At 37.3% G+C, this 18649-nt stretch carries 19 protein-coding genes and 1 tRNA gene; 6 read left to right on the top strand and 14 right to left on the bottom strand.

Annotated features, from left to right (window positions below; genetic code table 11):
* Positions 1-59: 59 nt before the first annotated feature.
* Complete coding sequence (queA, locus tag A9970_RS24490; RefSeq protein ID WP_075993349.1) at positions 60-1109, top strand: tRNA preQ1(34) S-adenosylmethionine ribosyltransferase-isomerase QueA; 1050 nt, start codon at positions 60-62, stop codon at positions 1107-1109.
* 87 nt (positions 1110-1196) lie between these two features.
* Positions 1197-1880 carry a 2-C-methyl-D-erythritol 4-phosphate cytidylyltransferase gene (locus A9970_RS24485; protein WP_182984052.1) on the top strand — a complete coding sequence of 228 codons (684 nt, stop codon included), beginning with the start codon at positions 1197-1199 and terminating at the stop codon, positions 1878-1880.
* Positions 1881-1884: 4 nt separating this feature from the next.
* Here A9970_RS24485 and A9970_RS24480 read toward each other — a convergent pair whose 3' ends face one another.
* From A9970_RS24480 to A9970_RS24445, 8 genes are all read right to left on the bottom strand, one after another.
* Positions 1885-2040, bottom strand: coding sequence for a lmo0937 family membrane protein (locus tag A9970_RS24480; RefSeq protein WP_104382583.1), 156 nt, complete (start codon positions 2038-2040; stop codon positions 1885-1887).
* A 79-nt stretch (positions 2041-2119) separates the two neighbouring features.
* Entirely contained in the window at positions 2120-2887 is a 768-nt protein-coding gene (locus A9970_RS24475; RefSeq protein WP_182984051.1) for an MBL fold metallo-hydrolase, read from the bottom strand.
* A gap of 356 nt (positions 2888-3243) precedes the next feature.
* Positions 3244-4371 carry a glycosyltransferase gene (locus tag A9970_RS24470; RefSeq protein WP_182984050.1) on the bottom strand — a complete coding sequence of 376 codons (1128 nt, stop codon included), beginning with the start codon at positions 4369-4371 and terminating at the stop codon, positions 3244-3246.
* Positions 4372-4377: 6 nt separating this feature from the next.
* Complete coding sequence (locus A9970_RS24465; protein ID WP_075993353.1) at positions 4378-5328, bottom strand: glycosyltransferase family 2 protein; 951 nt, start codon at positions 5326-5328, stop codon at positions 4378-4380.
* 98 nt (positions 5329-5426) lie between these two features.
* A complete protein-coding gene (locus A9970_RS24460; RefSeq protein ID WP_075993354.1) occupies positions 5427-6029 on the bottom strand; it encodes a DUF4199 domain-containing protein in 603 nt (200 codons plus the stop codon).
* Between the two features lie 4 nt (positions 6030-6033).
* Positions 6034-6708, bottom strand: coding sequence for a hypothetical protein (locus A9970_RS24455; protein WP_182984049.1), 675 nt, complete (start codon positions 6706-6708; stop codon positions 6034-6036).
* 4 nt (positions 6709-6712) lie between these two features.
* A complete protein-coding gene (locus A9970_RS24450; protein ID WP_182984048.1) occupies positions 6713-7981 on the bottom strand; it encodes a dihydroorotase family protein in 1269 nt (422 codons plus the stop codon).
* 215 nt (positions 7982-8196) lie between these two features.
* A complete protein-coding gene (locus A9970_RS24445; RefSeq protein WP_182984047.1) occupies positions 8197-8766 on the bottom strand; it encodes a UbiX family flavin prenyltransferase in 570 nt (189 codons plus the stop codon).
* 349 nt (positions 8767-9115) lie between these two features.
* Here A9970_RS24445 and A9970_RS24440 point away from each other — a divergent pair, with 349 nt between their 5' ends.
* Complete coding sequence (locus A9970_RS24440) at positions 9116-9766, top strand: ankyrin repeat domain-containing protein (RefSeq protein WP_182984046.1); 651 nt, start codon at positions 9116-9118, stop codon at positions 9764-9766.
* Here the strand turns inward: A9970_RS24440 and A9970_RS24435 are convergent.
* Complete coding sequence (locus A9970_RS24435; protein ID WP_182984045.1) at positions 9763-11046, bottom strand: DUF2851 family protein; 1284 nt, start codon at positions 11044-11046, stop codon at positions 9763-9765. The two genes, A9970_RS24440 and A9970_RS24435, sit on opposite strands and share 4 nt — an antisense overlap.
* Before the next feature lie 66 nt (positions 11047-11112).
* Entirely contained in the window at positions 11113-12159 is a 1047-nt protein-coding gene (gene ribD, locus A9970_RS24430) for a bifunctional diaminohydroxyphosphoribosylaminopyrimidine deaminase/5-amino-6-(5-phosphoribosylamino)uracil reductase RibD (RefSeq protein WP_182984044.1), read from the bottom strand.
* A 34-nt stretch (positions 12160-12193) separates the two neighbouring features.
* On the opposite strand from ribD, the gene prmC reads away from it, so the two are divergent.
* The 3 genes from prmC to A9970_RS24415 all read left to right on the top strand — a co-directional run bounded on the left by prmC (position 12194) and on the right by A9970_RS24415 (position 15066).
* Positions 12194-13054: a peptide chain release factor N(5)-glutamine methyltransferase gene (gene prmC, locus A9970_RS24425; RefSeq protein ID WP_182984043.1), complete on the top strand. Its 861-nt coding sequence runs from the start codon at positions 12194-12196 to the stop codon at positions 13052-13054.
* Positions 13055-13169: 115 nt separating this feature from the next.
* Positions 13170-13242 (top strand) — tRNA-Lys (locus A9970_RS24420).
* 786 nt (positions 13243-14028) lie between these two features.
* Positions 14029-15066 carry a LacI family DNA-binding transcriptional regulator gene (locus tag A9970_RS24415; RefSeq protein WP_153848264.1) on the top strand — a complete coding sequence of 346 codons (1038 nt, stop codon included), beginning with the start codon at positions 14029-14031 and terminating at the stop codon, positions 15064-15066.
* Between the two features lie 95 nt (positions 15067-15161).
* On the opposite strand, the gene A9970_RS24410 is transcribed toward A9970_RS24415, so the two are convergent.
* The 4 genes from A9970_RS24410 to A9970_RS24395 are packed head-to-tail and all read right to left on the bottom strand — an operon-like array spanning position 15162 to position 18033.
* On the bottom strand, positions 15162-16007 hold the full coding sequence (locus tag A9970_RS24410) for a hypothetical protein (RefSeq protein ID WP_182984042.1): 846 nt from the start codon (positions 16005-16007) through the stop codon (positions 15162-15164).
* Positions 16004-16387, bottom strand: coding sequence for a GntR family transcriptional regulator (locus tag A9970_RS24405; protein WP_070567719.1), 384 nt, complete (start codon positions 16385-16387; stop codon positions 16004-16006). Before A9970_RS24405 ends, A9970_RS24410 begins: the two co-directional genes overlap by 4 nt.
* Before the next feature lies 1 nt (position 16388).
* Entirely contained in the window at positions 16389-17198 is an 810-nt protein-coding gene (locus A9970_RS24400) for a hypothetical protein (protein WP_182984041.1), read from the bottom strand.
* Positions 17182-18033 carry an ATP-binding cassette domain-containing protein gene (locus tag A9970_RS24395; RefSeq protein ID WP_120332636.1) on the bottom strand — a complete coding sequence of 284 codons (852 nt, stop codon included), beginning with the start codon at positions 18031-18033 and terminating at the stop codon, positions 17182-17184. The genes A9970_RS24400 and A9970_RS24395 overlap by 17 nt, the downstream gene beginning before the upstream one ends.
* Positions 18034-18649: the final 616 nt, after the last annotated feature.

The raw sequence follows: 18649 nt of genomic DNA, 5'->3' as shown, positions 1-18649 counted from the left end.
TAGTATTTGGTGCACTGTAATGCACTGAAAGGCAGACATTAAAATATATATCATTAAAGATGAAGTTATCTCAATTTAAATTCAACTTACCAGAATCATTACTTGCTTCTGAACCTTCTGAAAATCGTGACGAATCACGCTTGATGGTCCTACATAGAGATACTGGTAAAATTGAACACAAAATTTTCAAAGATGTATTGGATTATTTCGATGACAAAGATGTCATGATCTTAAACAATACTAAAGTTTTTCCAGCCCGCCTTTACGGTAATAAAGAGAAAACTGGAGCTACGATTGAAGTTTTCTTGTTGCGTGAATTGAACAATGAACTTCGTCTTTGGGATGTGTTGGTAGATCCTGCGCGTAAAATCCGTGTAGGCAACAAATTATATTTCGGTGATGATGACTTATTGGTTGCCGAAGTAGTTGACAATACAACTTCTCGTGGCCGTACAATTAGATTTTTATTTGATGGTACCGATGAAGAGTTCCGCCGTAATATTGAAATCTTAGGTGAAACTCCGCTTCCTAAATATATCAAGCGTAAAGCTACACCGGAAGATAAATTCCGTTACCAAACGATCTACGCAAAAAATGAAGGTGCTGTTGCTGCTCCTACAGCTGGACTTCACTTCTCAAGAGAGTTAATGAAACGTCTAGAGCTTAAAGGTGTTGATTTTGCAGAGGTTACTCTTCACGTTGGTCTTGGAACTTTCCGTACTGTTGAAGTCGAAGATTTAACGAAACATAAAATGGATTCGGAACAGTTCATCATCACTGATGAAGCTGCACGCGTTGTCAATAGAGCAATCGACAACAAACGTCGCGTATGTGCTGTCGGAACGACTTCTATGCGTGCAATAGAATCTTCTGTTTCTGCAGATCACCATTTAAAAGCGGCGTCTGACTGGACGAGTAAGTTCATCTATCCTCCTTACGATTTCAGTATCGCAAACTCGATGATTACAAACTTCCATACACCAGAATCCACACTTTTAGTGATGATTGCTGCGTTTGCAGGCTACGAAAATGTGATGAATGCCTATGAAGTTGCTGTAAAAGAAAAGTATAGGTTCTACAGCTATGGCGACGCTATGTTAATCGTTTAACGATGTGGCTTAAAAGATAAAATAAAAAAAACGTGGATAGCCTTAAACTATCCACGTTTTTTTAAATAATAACCTTTCAATAACAACATGAACTTTGTAATTATTGTTGCTGCCGGAACCGGAAATAGAATGAATAGCGATCTTCCAAAGCAGTTTCTTGACTTAAATGGACTGCCGATTGTTATGCATACAATTAATCGTTTTTGCCAATCAGAAACTATTTCGGAAGTTATTTTGGTCATCAGCGAGCCAATGGAAAGTTTTTGGACCGAACTGTGTTTGAAGCATCAGTTTGATCGCCCTATACATATCGCTTTTGGCGGACAAACCCGCTTCGAAAGTGTAAGGAACGGAATAGATTACATTCAGCAAAATTTTGATATCGGTCCAAAAGACTATATTGCGGTACACGACGGAGCTCGACCTATCATCACCCAGGCTCTTATTAAAAAAGCCTTCCAGGGGGCGTATGATCATCAGGCAATTGTCTTAGCACAAAAGAGCATTGAATCTGTTCGGATGGGAGACACCACATCCAACTCCGCTGTTGATAGAAATCATACCTGGTTAGTACAAACTCCACAGGTTTTTCATGGAGAATTGCTTCTAAAGTCCTATCAGCAAGCCGAAGATCCCCTTTTTACAGATGATGCGTCGGTAGTAGAGAAAATGGGCAAGCGTATCGCTATCATTGAAGGTGACTCCAGAAATATAAAAATCACCTACCCTCAAGACTTACAAATTGCCCAGTTCTATTTGAATTTGATTTAATGGATTAAGCATTGCCACGAATAACGCGCAATAAAACCACAATAATAGCAATGACCAAAAGGATGTGGATAATGTTATTGCCAGCCGCATAACCTCCAAAAAAACTTATCGCCCAAATGATAACTAAGATAACGGCGATGATATACAGTAAATTTCCCATTTCTTTATAATTTAATACCTAAATCTATTTTTTATAGGTATAACAATGAAAAAAGAACTATAGTTTTATTTTAAATGGATTAGCTAATTTCAAGCTGTAATCTATCGTAAGCTAGAAACATATTTTCGGGCAATTCTCTGGAAACAGCTTCATGCAGTCCCATTCGATGCCCTATATGTGTAAAATAGGTTTTATCGGCATGAATATCATAGGCAAATTCAATAGCCTCATCCAATGTTAAATGTGAAATATGAGATTCCTTTTGCAAAGCATTTACCACGAGAACCTTTACTCCTTCCAATAATTTCCGTGATTCTGCACTGATAAATTTCGCATCAGTAATGTAGGCGAAATCTCCGATCCTAAAACCCAAGACTGGCATTTTATAATGTAGAACCTCAATAGGCATAATTTCTTTCCCAAATAAAGACAAGGGTACACCGGCCTTTATCTCCTCCAAATCCAACCTCGGAGCTCCGGGGTATTTAACTTCAGTAAACGCATAATAAAATTCTCGCCTTAGCGCTTCATGGAGAGCTGCTGTACCGTAAATAGAAATTGAGCTATGCTGCTGATAATTAAATGCCCTTACGTCATCTAAACCAGCAATATGGTCTTTATGTGAGTGTGTCATTAACACCGCATCCAAATGCATAACTTTTTCGCGCAACATCTGATACCTAAAGTCTGGCCCAGTATCCACAACCAATGTATGTTGATTGTATTCAATAAGAATAGAAGAACGTAATCTCTTATCACGTCTGTCTTCAGATTGACAGACCTGACATTGGCATGCTATTACAGGCACCCCTTGTGATGTTCCGGTTCCTAAAAATGTTATTCTCAAGCTACAATTTTTGATTTCAATATTTCTTCATAAATCGGAAGAAGTTTTTCAGAAATGGCTTCCGAATCAATTTCAATATCCAATAATATGTTCCACAATGACTGGATTTTTATTTCAAGATTCGAAAACTTATTGACTACTACAACTTTTGTCGTCTGCAACATACAAGCGCCTGTGCGGAATGAACCTTTCTCGTATCTAACTTTATACCCTTGCTCCTTAAAAAACTCTTCTAACTTAGTTAAACTGCTTTGTGTAAACGGCAACAAAATCTCTCCTTCCTTTTAAATTTCTACCTCAGTCTTCCAAACTTAGATAAATTTGATTTTATATACAAATAAAATCACTGCTACTCATCAACGCGCCAACTTAAGAAGTTCATTGCCAAAAGTATCCCAGCTGTATTTCCTTTTTTCATCGATAATATTCGTTCTAAATTGCTCTTCTTTGTTGTAATGGTAAAATGAAAAAATACCGTCGGCTATTTGACGGGCATCAGGTTCCACAACATAACCAACGTAGCCATCTTGAACCAATTCCGGCAATCCCCCAACATTACTCACAATCATGGGAAGATCAAAATGATAAGCAACTTGGGTAATCCCACTCTGTGTAGCGCTACGATAAGGCAACACAACGCAATCCGCAGCTGAAAAATAACGCCCGACCTCCTGATTTGGAATAAAATCGGTATGCATAAAAATAAACTCTTCGAGTTTATACTTTTTTATAAGCTCCAGATAGGGAGCAGGGTCACCATAAAACTCTCCGGCAAGCAATAATTTAACACCGAGATCGCGAACCTTGGAATTAGCTAATGCTTCCAGCAAGATATCTAAGCCCTTGTATTGACGAATAAAACCAAAAAACAATACGACTTTATCCTCTTCGGCAATCTTAAGTAATCGACGTGCTTCCTTTTTACTTTGATGCGCACCATAGTTATCGTAGAGTGGATGCGGCGTATATACCGCTGGCATTTTGGGGCTTAACATTTTCAGATCTGCCAGCACACTTTTACTCATAGTGAGACAAGCATCAACAGATTTCAAAAAGTAGCGGATCAACGTCTTATCACCTATGCGTTGTTCATGAGGGATTATATTATCAGCGATACATACAATTTTAGTATGTTTATTTTTTCGAACCTGTCGCTGGATTGTTCCCAAACAAGGCCCAAAAAATGGCATCCAAAATCGCACGATAAGCAAATCGTAGCTCGCCTTCCTAAGCTCCTTACCAACCTTTATCCAATTAAGTGGATTAATAGAGTTCACTGTCGTTTTAATATGAAGACCGGTTGGTGCAGGCTCATCTGAATATTGCGACTTCCCAGGGAAAAGAAAATTGGGATACTGTAGACTAAAGGAATAGATATCCACTTCATGACCTAACTCCTGAAAATGGGATGCCAATCGTTCATTAAAAGACGCTATCCCCCCTCCCCTCAATGGATGGGCGGATCCTAAAATCACAATTCGCATAATTATTTAGATGACTTTCTCAATTTGATAATCATTCCGATCGGAGCTGCTTCTAGAGACTAACTCTGCCAAAAAACCTGTCAGAAATAATTGTGTTCCCAAAATAATCGCTGTCAGCGCAAAGAAAAATAATGGTTGATCTGTTATATCTCTAAATGGTGTACCGCTAGCTATACTCATCAGTTTGTGGCAAATCAGATAAATCGAGATAAATAAACCTGCAAGAAAACTAATCACCCCCATAACACCAAAAAAGTGCATCGGTCTTTTCGCAAATTTGCCGACAAAAAATATAGATAATAAATCCAAGAAACCTTTTACAAAACGGCCCGGACCAAATTTGGTTGTACCGTATTTACGTGGGTAATGCTGTACAACCTGTTCCTGTATATTGGTAAATCCAGCCCATTTCGCAATAACGGGTATATAACGATGCATCTCGCCATAAACCTCAATGTTTTTAACAACATCTTTTTTATAAGCTTTAAGACCACAGTTAAAATCATGCAGGTTATGAATTCCAGACATAGATCTTGTTACCCCATTAAACAATTTTGTTGGGATTGTTTTGGTCAATGGATCATAGCGCTTTTGCTTCCAACCCGATACTAAATCCGCTCCCTTGTTCACGATCCGATCATACAGTTCAGGAATCTCATCTGGACTATCCTGCAGATCCGCATCCATTGTAATAACAACATCGCCCTGTGCAGCAGCAAAGCCTACATTTAAAGCCGCAGATTTTCCGTAATTGCGTCGGAACTTTATCGCAGAAATATTCGTGTTCTTTAACTTCAACTCTTCAATAACTTTCCAAGAATTATCTTTACTCCCATCATCAACTAAAATAATTTCATAGGAAAAATGATTGGCCGCCATAACACGGTCGATCCAAGCTGTCAATTCGGGTAAGGATTCTTCTTCATTAAATAAAGGAACAACAACAGAAATATCCATGTGAATGTTAATCATGCTAAAAATGTAGTATTATTATACCAACAAAGGTATTACTTTTTCAGTAATACCTTATAGGGTCAATTTTATTTTATTAAACACTAATTGGTCTCTTGCTTAATCACCAATTTTTCTCGTTTTGTCAAGGCTGATAATAGTAATGCAAAAACAAATTGAAACATCAATGTGATTGCCAATCCTTTGAACACCTGCCCTAAGGTTATCTTTCCTATAGCATCAACTTGCTTTTCAAGTTCTGCGATTTTTGAATCTATAACTTCATCTGGCACATTGTTTTTCTCCATATACTCAATGGTAACGTTAATTGTATGCGTCACCACCTTTTCTTGTAAAGTTGGATTAATGAAATTAACATACAGTTGCGTACCAATAGTGGAAATAATCGTAGAAATAGCAAGCATCATAAAGATCGATTTCAATGCTATAGAAAAATTCCAGTATCCACCATTTGCTTTCCTAAGAGAGAAGGCGAACAGCGCAGAGATAACAACAAAAATTCCCGTATTAACAATAAATGACATCGACATTACCCCCCAAAAGGAATTTAAGTCTTTGACAACAAACAAAACAACTAATCCTAGAATAAAAGAAATTATTCCTAAAATAACACCATAGATAATACTTTTCTTTTTGTCGATTACCGCATCAAATCCTACATTACTTTGGTTGAATGATTCTGCCATAAAATTATTTGTTATAGTAAGTACTAATTATTTGGTAAAGGGCGATATCAAAAGCCTTATTGGAAGAAGCTTCAGCATACTCCTCAAATTGCTTTTCAGATGGTTTCAACTCGCTAAAGAAACTCATAATAGGATAGAAAAGTTCATAAACTTCGCTTCTCGGATTTATTCCTTTTCCTACTTTTGCAATTTCGGCATACGGGCTATCTACGACAATTTGATTAGCAATGATATCTTCATAAATTTCATGCTCATCTTGGAATTCATCTTCATCGACCAGTAAAAATTCTTTTAGGAAATCATCCAGTTCAGGTTCAATCTCATCATCCTTACATTCCCCTAAATAAAGAAAAATATTCAACAATTCTGTTCCACGATCTATTGTTTCATCTTCGATCGCTTCCCATTCCTCAGAATCCAAATAATCATCTTCCAGTTTTAATACGTCATTGGAGAAAAAGTTCATCAATAAAAGATCGACATATACTTCACGAAGTTCGTCAAACAACGGATAGTCATCAAAAGACTGATCCAACAGTTCTAATTTCTCTAGATAGCTGGCCTCCGTATTGAATACGCCAATAATCTTTTCGAGAAACTCTGGGGCTGTCGAGATTCCATCAACCTTGCCATAATTTAATATACCTGCCTCAACGGCTGCTTTAAGATTTGCTTCCATGGTTTTAATCGTTTTTTATGATTTGACTATTATTGATGACCAATTCGACAGCGCCTTTTAATGTCTGTCCGAACAATGGAGAATTTTTTGATTTGGATTTATTGGTTTTCTCATCGAAGTTCCATGTTTTCGCTGAGTCAAATACGACAAGATTGGCTACTGCCCCTTCTTCAATAAGAGGAACTTCAAGTCCTAGAATCTGTCGGGGTCTAACTGAAAGACTATTGACAATTTGTTCTTCGTTTAATCCAGCACGAACCATGAGTGGCAATACGGTCTGTAGTCCAATAATTCCATTTTTTGCAATATGAAATTCTACATTCTTAAATTCTATTTCATGTGGTGTATGTTGCGAAACGACGGCGTCAATAGTACCGTCCTTAATTCCTTTAAGTAATACCTTAAGATCTGCCTTTGTGCGTAACGGCGGGCTCACCTTATAATTGCTATCAAAACCGACAATATCTTCGTCAGTAAAGACTAATTGATGTGCAGCAACATCACATGTCACTGGAAGACCTTTTGCTTTTGCTTTTTTTATCAGGTCTACGGCTTCTGGTGTACTAATGGATGCAAAATGAATTGGAGCTCCGGTATATTCCGCCAAATACAGATCACGAGAAACCATTAACGATTCGGCAAGATTGGGAATCCCCTTCATCCCCAAATAAGTACTCATCGCACCTTCATTCATTTTGTTTCCACCTGCCATAGATTCATCTTCAGCATGTGAAAAAATCAATCCATCGAATCCCTTCGCATATAACAACGCTCTGCTCATTAATCCCGCCTGCTGTACACTCCTATTTCCATCACTGAAAGCGACAGCACCCGTTTGCTTCATATCAAATAGCTCGGCTAGTTCCTTTCCTTCTCGCTTTTTACTGATAGCTCCAATTGGATGTACATCAACAATATTTCCTTTCGCTGTATTGACAATAAGTGCAACTTCAGAACGGCTTTGAATCGCCGGTTCGGTATTTGGCATTACAGCAACTCCAGTAAATCCTCCCGCTGCTGCTGCGGCGGTCCCACTTACAATGTCTTCCTTGGTTTCTAATCCAGGTTCTCCAAAATTGGCATGTAAGTCAAAAAAACCTGGCGCTAAAATTTTTCCGGCGCCATCGATGGTCTCTATGTTTTTATCAGCTACTTTGACAGATTTTCCAATCTGTGCAATCTTTCCCTTTTCGATAAATACATCAACTTGCTGCTGATGAAATTCATTACCAGGTAAAATTACTTTAACAGAAGTAATCAATAAGCTTTTCATATATGAATGTGATTGAAATTAAAAGGATACAACTTATTTATCGAAGCATATAGCGTGCGCAGTGTTAACAGACAAACGGTGGCTTTATCACTATAAATCATATAGCTGCAAATAACTTTTTCGCGTGATGCCTGTGATTGCTTCATTTCGAGAAACAAAGTTACAAAATACAAATTTATTAAAGAACATTAAAAATAGATTTCAACGAGGAATAACTAGGCATTTTCTCCCCACTGGTAATGTTTAAATTCAAACCCAGCAAGACTCAAAATCCGATCAACCACAGTTTCTGCAACATCCTCCAAAGTCTTTGGCAAACTATAGAATGAAGGTGATGCAGGACAAATGATACCTCCGGCCTCAGTCACCAATTTCATATTTTGAATATGTATAATATTTAGCGGTGTCTCACGGGTAACCAAAATCAATCTTCGTCGTTCTTTTAGCATTACATCTGCCGCGCGAGTTGTCAGATCAGAAGAAACTCCGTGGGCTATCCTTGATAATGTCCCCATTGAACACGGACAGACAATCATCGTATCATAGCGAGCCGATCCTGATGCAAAAGGAGCAAAGAAATCACCCTTATCATAAAATTTGAACGGTACATCCTGATAACTCTCATCGCCTAACTCTGCACGCCATACATCCTTCGCATTATTCGACATTACAATCCCAACTTCTGCGATCTGTGTTTTTAATACCAATAGTTTTTTAAGCAAAACTTTAGCATAGATTGAGCCGCTAGCTCCAGTAATGGCAATAACAATTTTTCTCTTAGACATCTCTTTTAAAATAATAAAAACAAAGCTATAAAAAAAGGGTCGTAGTGAGAAACACCCGACCCTACATCTACCTATGAAAAACATGCCCTTGGGAGGGGCTTAACAAAAGTACATCTACTTTTTAATTTACAAAAACATTATGAGCATTACTACACATTTGTGTATATAAAATACCCCAAAATCAACTTTTTTCCGGATTTTAAGATCCAATTCACCCCGTAAAAACACCCTTCTTCTAAATTTCAGTTCAATCTCAAGCAAAATTAAATACAAATATTTTCGCAAATCAAACATTTATTCTCATCAATAAAGTCTATTTTAGTGACAACGTTAGACAATTTGTTAAGACATGAACCTTTCCGTTTTAGAACAATATATTGAAGAAGGCAGAAGCCATGATATCGACTTATTATTGATTGGAAATCCCGAACTTTTACAAGAAACAACGAGTCATGGAATTTCTCCCCTCCTATTGGCTTGCTATTATAACAAACCCCAGATCATTCGGATACTTTTACAACACACCAAATCCATGACTATCCATGAGGCCTGTGCGGCTGGGTTAACCTCATACCTGGAGGCTATTATTTTGCAAGCTCCATCTGTTGTCAACGAATGGTCATCACAGGGTTTTACGCCATTGGCCTTAGCAACATATTTCAACAAAGCAGACATTGTCCGTCTTTTACTATCCAAAAAAGTCAATCCGAATGTCGTAACCAAAAATGAACAACTCACCGCTGCGCTACATATTGCTGCGGCAAACAACAATGAGGAGATCGGTAAGTTGCTTATCGATGCTAATGCAGATGTCAATGCCATTCAAGCTACTGGCGAAACTCCACTTCATTTCGCTGCTCAATTTGGTAATATCGACTTTATTGTTGCCTTACTCGAAAATGGAGCCGACACCAGAGTCATCAATATTTCAGGATTAGCTCCAATGGATATGGCATATGAAAAAGGCCATAAGGAGATTGCAGAAATTTTAAAGAATTAATTTCTTTTTAAAATTTCGGATCCAATGCTGCAATGCAGGCAGCGCTTCCTATCACAATAAAATCTCTTTAACTGCAAAATTCCTTGACTTTGCAATGCGCTTTTAACATGCCAATCATATTGAGCAAATTGTCTCACAACAACATTTTTCTCTGCAGGAAGCTGCTCCAAAAGATCTAGCGCTTTATCAATATATGACTGAATACTAAAATATTTACCGTATGAAAAAAGAAATACGATAATCACATTAATAACAAGCGTGTCAATAGTTTCTTTACCCAGCCGAACCGATGTTTTTACCTTCGTTTTTGTACCAAAAGAAAAATATCCCCCAAAACAATCACCCGGCGACTCTATCTTAAATAATTTTCGAGCAGCCTCCAAATCATCCACAGCCAAAATCTTTGCAACACCCAACTCGTTCTTACTAAACAAAACAGCTAATTGCGTGATTCGCCGTTCAGGAAAATTATAAGGTCTCATTCTCATCCTTTTCCAAACCCCATAAATAGCCTCTATACCGTGAATATGTTTTTGGTACTCAAATTCACCAGCTAGCCGCTTCATATACTCGCTTTCTTGTCCTTGAATTAACAGCCTGCTTATCCCAAAGAAAAGAGCCTCTATTTTAAACAGGTTTGAACGATATTTTTGTAAAATGTTCCAAGGTAATTTTTCCCCAAGCTCCTGAAATGTATCTGCATTAACTTTTAATCCCATACATCTGCAGATCCATACCCAAAAAGTTTTTTCCCAATCCGTATTAAATTGTTTTAAAATCACCAACATTTGTTGAACTTTCATTTCTAGCCGTTCAATAGCTAAAGCACTCAGCCACATGGATTTTTTAAAAAGATCAATAGAACCAAGCTGAAATTCACAAGGTATCGAACTTTTTGTATTCATCATCGCTGAATACCGTTCCAACAGATGCTGTTCCACATATTCCGAAAGCACCAATGTCGGTATCGATGTCCCATCATTTCGGCAGATAACTTTATCATTTTTCCAAACCACATGTAAGATAACGTTATTATAAACGACATCTTCCTGATGACAATGTCGATCCCAATCCGAAGATTGGATATGCATCTCGACATGACCAAACCAATCATTACCTTTACACCTAATATGTGACATGAGAAAATCGGGGCCGGAATCTGTATTATATTGCCCCACATGAACAACGACCAAGGGTTCTCCATCAGTAGAATTCAACCCATTTGCACGGAATAGCCGAAGTTTCCAGATAAACTGCATTAAGTTTTCTGTAACTAACATAATTGTAATTTTAGAATTAAATCAACCGGCTATGGCTTATAATTCCTTAAATATACAATTTAATAATTACTCTTTCTTATAGATCTTTAAAAGATCATTGGAAACTAATTTGCTTTCTAGCAATTGTCCCTTAAATTGAGGAGCCTCAATCCCATTCAATAATGTTGTTTCAGACTCAAATACCCTTGCCTCATCCCAGAGATCCGCATCTATAAACATTTGCAGAGTAGCACACCCTCCTTCTATGATTATTGACTGAACATCCATTAAATAAAGTTGATAAAGAATATTCTGCGGCAGATACAACCCATAATTTTCAAGCTCAATATACTTCACATTTGCTGTCCATTCTGTCTTTTTAGCATTGAACACAATTGTATCAGCTTGATCATTGAGAATATTGGCATCTAGAGGAATAGCAAGATCTCTATCTAAAAGAATACGCAATGGGTTGCTACCCTGCCATTCTCTTACGGTCAGACTGGGATTATCTACGACTGCAGTATTTGTACCAACCAAAATAGCATCTTCCTCCGCTCTCCAACGGTGAACCAACTGTTGGCTTGCGGCATTACTTATCCAAACCTGCTTCCCCTCTTGCCCTATAAAACCATCCTTAGTTTGTGCCCATTTTAAAATAACATAGGGGCGGAATTGACCGATACGTGTAAAAAACCGACGGTTGAGCCACACGGCCTCTTTTTCCAGTAAACCAATTTCAACCTCAATACCAGCTTCCCGTAGTATTTCCACTCCTTTGCCATTGACCTTTGCGAAAGGATCCAAACAGGCTATAAAAACTTTCAAAGGTTTCAGCTCCGCAATCATATTAGCACAGGGTGGCGTCTTTCCATAATGCGCACAAGGTTCAAGGCTGACATAAAAAGTACTTTCCGCGATAAGCCGCTTTGCCTTTTCCCCATACTTTTGCATAACCTGTTGTACAGCATTGACCTCAGCATGTGGTCCACCATACGGAGAAGTATACCCTTCGCCGACAATTTTACCGTCCAAAACAATGACAGCCCCAACCATTGGATTGGGACTTACTGAACCTGCACCCATTTGGGCCAGTTCCAAACAACGATGCATATATTGCTTGTGCATATCCATAGATACAAATCTATGAAAATCGTACCTTTGACACATGAAAATACTTCAAGATTTCGAATTATTATTTCAACATGAGCTTCAGGAGTTATATGATGAGGATGAAATAAAAGCTATATTCTTAGTGGTTGTTGCCGAAAAGTTTGGGTTAAATAGAACCAATTATCAATTGAGAAAAACAGATATCGTCAACGAGGCGGATAAGGCTGAAGTACTTAGCATCCTTCAGGATTTAAAAAAGCACAGACCTATACAGTACATACTCAATAAAGCAGATTTTTATGGTGAAGTTTTCCAGGTCAATGAATCGGTCCTCATTCCACGCCAGGAAACTGAAGAACTTGTCGATCTGATCATCAAAAACCATAAATCCTCTCAAAACCTAAAAATTATAGATATCGGAACTGGCTCTGGCTGCATCCCTATCACCTTATCAAAGCATCTCAATAATGCCCTGGTAACCACGATAGACATCTCAAAAGAGGCGATAAAAACAGCACAGGAAAATGCTAATAATTTAAAAACTCAGGTTCAATTTATCAATGCGGATATATTTGAATGGGAATACATTTTCTCCGACCAACAATACAATATCATTGTATCCAATCCGCCCTATATAACCCCGGGAGAAAAGCAGCATATGAACCAAAACGTATTGGCTTATGAACCTGAGCTCGCATTATTTATTGAAGAAAGCGCTCCGTTGATTTTTTATGATGTTATTTCTTCCTTTGCACTGAAACATTTAGCCCCAGATGGAGATCTATATTTTGAAATCAATCAATATCTCGGTGCAGAAATGAAAGAACTTATGGTCAAAAAAGGATTTGAGCAGGTCAAACTCATAAAAGATATCAATGGAGCAGACCGAATAATCCATGCAAAAAAAGCGCGATAAAAAATAATCCGTTTATTTATTAAGCAGTTAAGGCCTTTTCGTCAAAATTTGCACGCAATAATTTGACATATATCAAAAGAAATTCTACCTTTGCATCACTTTCAAAAACAGAAAGGATTCCGTAGCTCAGCTGGTAGAGCAATACACTTTTAATGTATGGGTCCTGGGTTCGAATCCCAGCGGGATCACTAAAGAAAAGCTAATCGCAAGATTAGCTTTTCTTGTTTTAAAGATATTAGGATTCGAAAGAAGGGTCGGCCGGGTTCGATCCAATGGAGGCTCAGGGGTGTGCTTGGGAAATGAGGGGCTGAGCCAATCCCAGCGGGATCACTAAAGAAAAGCTAATCGCAAGATTAGCTTTTCTTGTTTAACACTCGCAGAAACTCCTTTTTGTTCTGTAAAAATTACCGGCAAAACCGAAAAGCTACGACAAAACCTATGTGCAATCCTATTCAGCCTATAGTTTACCGAGAATCTTATATTGCGCTGTTCTCACAAAACTATTTTCATTATCAGTTGTCTCTATTTATACAGACAAAAATTTAAATAATGAAAAGGCAATTAACATACATAATAATGTCATCCTCTTTTTTCCTTATTACAAGCTGCTCCGTAATAGAAGGGATATTTAAGGCTGGTGTTTGGACAGGCATCCTCATCGTGGTTGTTATAGTCACCCTTGTCCTTTGGCTCATCAGTAAACTTTTCGGCGGCACCAAATAACAACCTCCTCTTTTAACAAACTTTTCGATACTTTTCGCCCGAATACAAACAACATCTTATCAATTCTCATTAACAACGCTTTTCTTGATCTCCATTTGAAAACATGTTTTTTATCTTATCTTTATAATTTCAAGAATTTACGGGCTCAATACATTAAAAATAGTAACCGATAATTCAAGAATAACTCTAGTGCTATCTTACCATCGTATTAACGCTAGAACATTTGTAATCAATGAAAGAGGATCGAGCATATGAAGAGATTTACATTAAAAGAGATTGGCCAACAGTTAAACCTATCTCCAGGAACCATTTCCAAAGCACTAAACGATAGTCATGAAATAAGCGCAGAGACAAAAAAGCTAATTTTAGATTTTACGCAGAAAATCAATTATATACCAAATTTCTCCGCAAAAAGCTTAAAAACGGGGCGCTCAAACACCTTAGCAATCATTGTTCCATTTATCTCAAGCTCATTTTTCTTTGATTTCTACGAAGATATCTCGCACATTCTATCGCAGACGAATTATAAACTGATCCTATTGCAGACTTTTAACGACGAGAAAAAAGAAAAAGAAGCGCTAGAACTTTGTGTACAGAGTAATATCGAAGGAGTAATCATTTCCCCTGTAAAAAATGATTCAAGCTTATCGCTTTTGTTTTATATGATGGAACAGGTTTGTCCTGTTATTATTTTTGACCGAATAAACCATCAGCTCGATACATTCAAAATCGGAATCCAAAACAACAAGGTCATCTACCAGGCAACAGAAGAAATGATCAAAAACAGAAGAGAAAATATCATTCTTTTACTATGTAAAGATATTGGCGGAAATGTAAGCCGTATAAAAGGATATAAAGATGCACTCTTCAACGCCGGCGTACCCTTCAAAGAAGAAAATATTATAGAAATATCCTATTCCAGCCCCAAGGACAATATCGATGACGAACTGGAAAGCAAAATAAGTACGCTATTAAATAGGCCCTTTGCTCCAAATGCACTCCTCTCAACGACAGACACCTTATCACTAAAAGTTTTACACATATTAAATAAATTGAAGGTGAAAATTCCTGATGACATGAACTTAATTGGCTTTAGCAACACCCCTTTTGCCAACAGTCTCAATCCATCTCTAACAACAATCACCCAACCAACACAGCTAATGGCAGAAAAATCAGTGGAGCTCCTCTTGCAGATGTTAAAGAAAAAAAACAAAAAGAATTATTTCGAATTCGAGACGTATTTTTTGGACTGCAGTATCGAACACCGAAAATCTACATCATCCCTTTAAAGAAAAGGTCAAAATTCCGCTATGGAATTTTGACCTTTTCAGAAAATACCGATCTCTATTATTAACGATCGACCGCAACATCCACCAATTAAACCCTACTTAATCAATGATCGTAATGCATGGACAGGCAAATCTATTTTAGTGTCATTGGATAGATTTCCGTTCAATGTTCCCCATTGCAAACTATCTAAACGGACAGATGATTTGCCTTCAGTTTTGATATTCAGAAGACCAACTTTGGCTTCAGGTCCTTTCCTATTGAAATATACTTCTGAATTGTTTGCCACAATATCTGCACTTTGATAATTCGTACGCGGAAGTCCCAAAACACTATTCGTTGTGTTAACAAATAAACGACCGACAAGAGAATTCCCCTTACTGTCCGTCCCGCCAAGATCGTCAATAGTGGAGTTTGTCAGGTTCAGGTTCAACGTATTTATAACGGATTTCTCCGCAAGGGAAAATACCTCAACGCTATCACCCACAACAGTCAACTCGTTCAACTTGGCAGATAACTCGTTAATACCCGCATTTTTTAATTTTAAAACCTTAAGATCAGGTGAAAAAATATAAATTGACTTATAAAACCCCTCTCCTCCTGATAAAAGATCTAACGTAAGATTGCCAGATTGATCGACATTCGTTTTCACAAAGTCGGCTTGACTTTTATTAACTTTAACCATAAACTTATCACTTTTCACCCAATACAACCCTATACCACTTGCATTGGTACCTACAATATAAAGCTTATCGAAAGCTGCCAAGGGAAACGACCGGTAATAAACATCCTTTGCATCTGGCTTAGATACCTCCTGTTCAACATCAGCATTATATTCTTTCGCATCAACCCGATTTATACGAACAAGGTAGGATGCGACAAGCATCGGAACCGCGAATAAGCCTATTGCTAATCCCATTATTATTTTTGTACTTAATTTCATGACTCATTTTGATTAAAATTCTGACTTACAAACCGTCTATAACGTTGTTCTAACTCATCCAAACCGATTTCCAATAAATAAATATTGCGAAAAAACAAGGGAAGATCTTCTTCTAGAAAAATTGCCTTTCTATATAACTTCACATTCTTCACCGATTCTTGTGTCAGAAAAAAACCAATCCCGCGCTTATTGGCTATAATTTCTTTCTGTTGCAACATATCGTAGGTCCGCATTACAGTATTGGGGTTAACCTCCATCTGAACTGCCAATTCCCTTACTGAGGGGAGTTTTTCATCCACTTTCCAGGTCGCTAGCAAAATATGATCACATACGTACTCAGCAATCTGAAGGTAAATGGCTTTATTTGCGTTGAACTCCATATTAAATCTCCTTTTCTTTTAACCTTAAAAAAGCAACCGCCCAAATCATTATGGTAAGCAACACTCCTACAGCGCCGATCAATGCAAAAATATGATTTGAATCAGACCAATAGTTATTATCCATTGTACCTACGGTATCCTGAGTCTGGGTTTTCATTAAGTAAACAAAAAGACACATCCAAACAACACAGTAAAGCACAAGAAAAATAGCCGTCTTTACATATTGATAGTTTTGGTAGACGATCCCACCAAGTAAGAAAATTGCATTCAGAAGAATTGGTACAAAACAAAAATAATAAGCTGGTTCAGGATATTGAACCTTGAAAAAGTACTGCCATAGATCCACACTTACCGCCTCTCCTGATGGCTGTACTTCATTTACAACCACAGAACCAACGCTCCTCAAATAAGAAACAAATGCCAAATCGATCAAATAAAAGACCAATAAGTATGAACCAATACTCACGACAACCGTATAGAATAAGCTGACTAGAAACTTTTCCAATTGTGAAGCTGGAATCATCAGCTCAAAAATCGCGCGGGTCTTCTTCCCTAAATCAGCAAAATAACTGCTCGAGATAACCGTTACAAAAAAGAGTCCCAAGATACAAAACAACGGTGCTCTGAAATTTAGCAACGAATAAACAGTATTCTTTCTGATATCATCATAATTTGATCCCAAATTAACCGCATAAAAACCAAAAATTACCCCGGCAATAATTCCTATTGACATCAGATAAATTCGTCCAAAACCAATCCATTGTCTTCGAATCAGTCCAAAAAAACGCGTAGCATTAAATAGATTTGACATACTCATCATGTTTAATAAGGTCCGTAATTTTTTCCTTGCACTGTAACACAGCATTAAATAGCAATTCCAAATCCAGCTTCGAATCTTCTACCGCCGAGTTTGGGAGAATAACATTAAAACCGCCTACTCCTTCTTCGGAATAGAGTGTATCCAAAGGCAACTCTCTTACTTTTTTAAAGCATAAACGATCAGTAATCACATGCATCGGAGCGTTGAGTGCGACCTTATGATCATCAAGTAAAATAACAGCATCAATAAGATTATCCAGATCACGCACCTGATGTGTGGAGATAATCACACATCGATCGTCAGTAATGGCAGAAGCCATGATCTTTCGAAACTGAACCTTAGAAGGAATATCCAAACCATTCGTTGGCTCATCCATGATGATCACTTTTGTGTTAGACGCTAAACCGAAAGAAATAATATATTTCTTTTTCTGTCCATAACTCATGTTTGCTAATTTTTGCTCAATGGGAATATCGAACTCACGGATAAGCTGATCAAAATATACCTGATCGAAGTTGGGGTAGAACCCTGCATTAGCCTTCAGAAACTGTTCTGATTTTACGGCAGGGAGATAAAACTCTTCCGGAATAAAACTAATCTCCCTTAACAAGGAAGGTTCCCTTCGATTAGGGTTATGCCCCAGCACATCAACTCGTCCCGAAACAGGATATACCAAACCGGCAATATTCTTAAGCAAAGTTGATTTGCCAGCACCATTCTTCCCCAACAAGCCATAGATATGCCCCTGCTTCAATTCAAGATCCATATGAAGAAAGAGTGGCCTCGATTTACTATAGCTGAAATTTAGATTTTGGATAGTAACCATACTACTGTATTATTTAATTAATACACTAATATAGAAACGAATTTTATATAATTCCAAAAATATTTTAAAAAAAACACAGGCAGAGCTTTGCTTACGCTCAGGCATTACCTTAATTTAACAGCGCAAATCGGAATAGGTTAACATAAATACTCAATTTATGTAATAAGCATAATATAATGACAAACAAATAGTTATTAAAATTAATTATGAAATTCGCAATAAACAAAACGCAACTTTGGCGATAGGTGTTATCGATGTTAAAACACTGAACAAATTATAACTATCCGCCAAAAGTAAAATAACCGCATTCTAAGCGGAATTAAATCAAAACCACACAAATCTCCTTGAGGATGACAAACAGCACCTCAGAGAGGCTAAAAACAGCCAAAAATAAAACATACAAGAGTAGTATTGATTATTCAATACGAAACACCTTTGTTCTTGCAATCATTTGAGCTGTCTATTTGAACCAGTTAATTGTTATTCTGCACCTGAACGATAAACAACAAATTACACGCAGCAGTAGTATTAACCAAGAGTTAAACAATATACAAAACAATCTAATAATCAAAATAATAAAAAATTTATATAAACAATAAATACACATAAATATGAC

It is taken from the genome of Sphingobacterium sp. UME9, from assembly GCF_014170215.1.
GTDB lineage: Bacteria > Bacteroidota > Bacteroidia > Sphingobacteriales > Sphingobacteriaceae > Sphingobacterium > Sphingobacterium paramultivorum.
The sequence above is the reverse complement of the archived record's forward strand: the minus strand, read 5'-3'. Positions and strand labels throughout refer to the sequence as shown.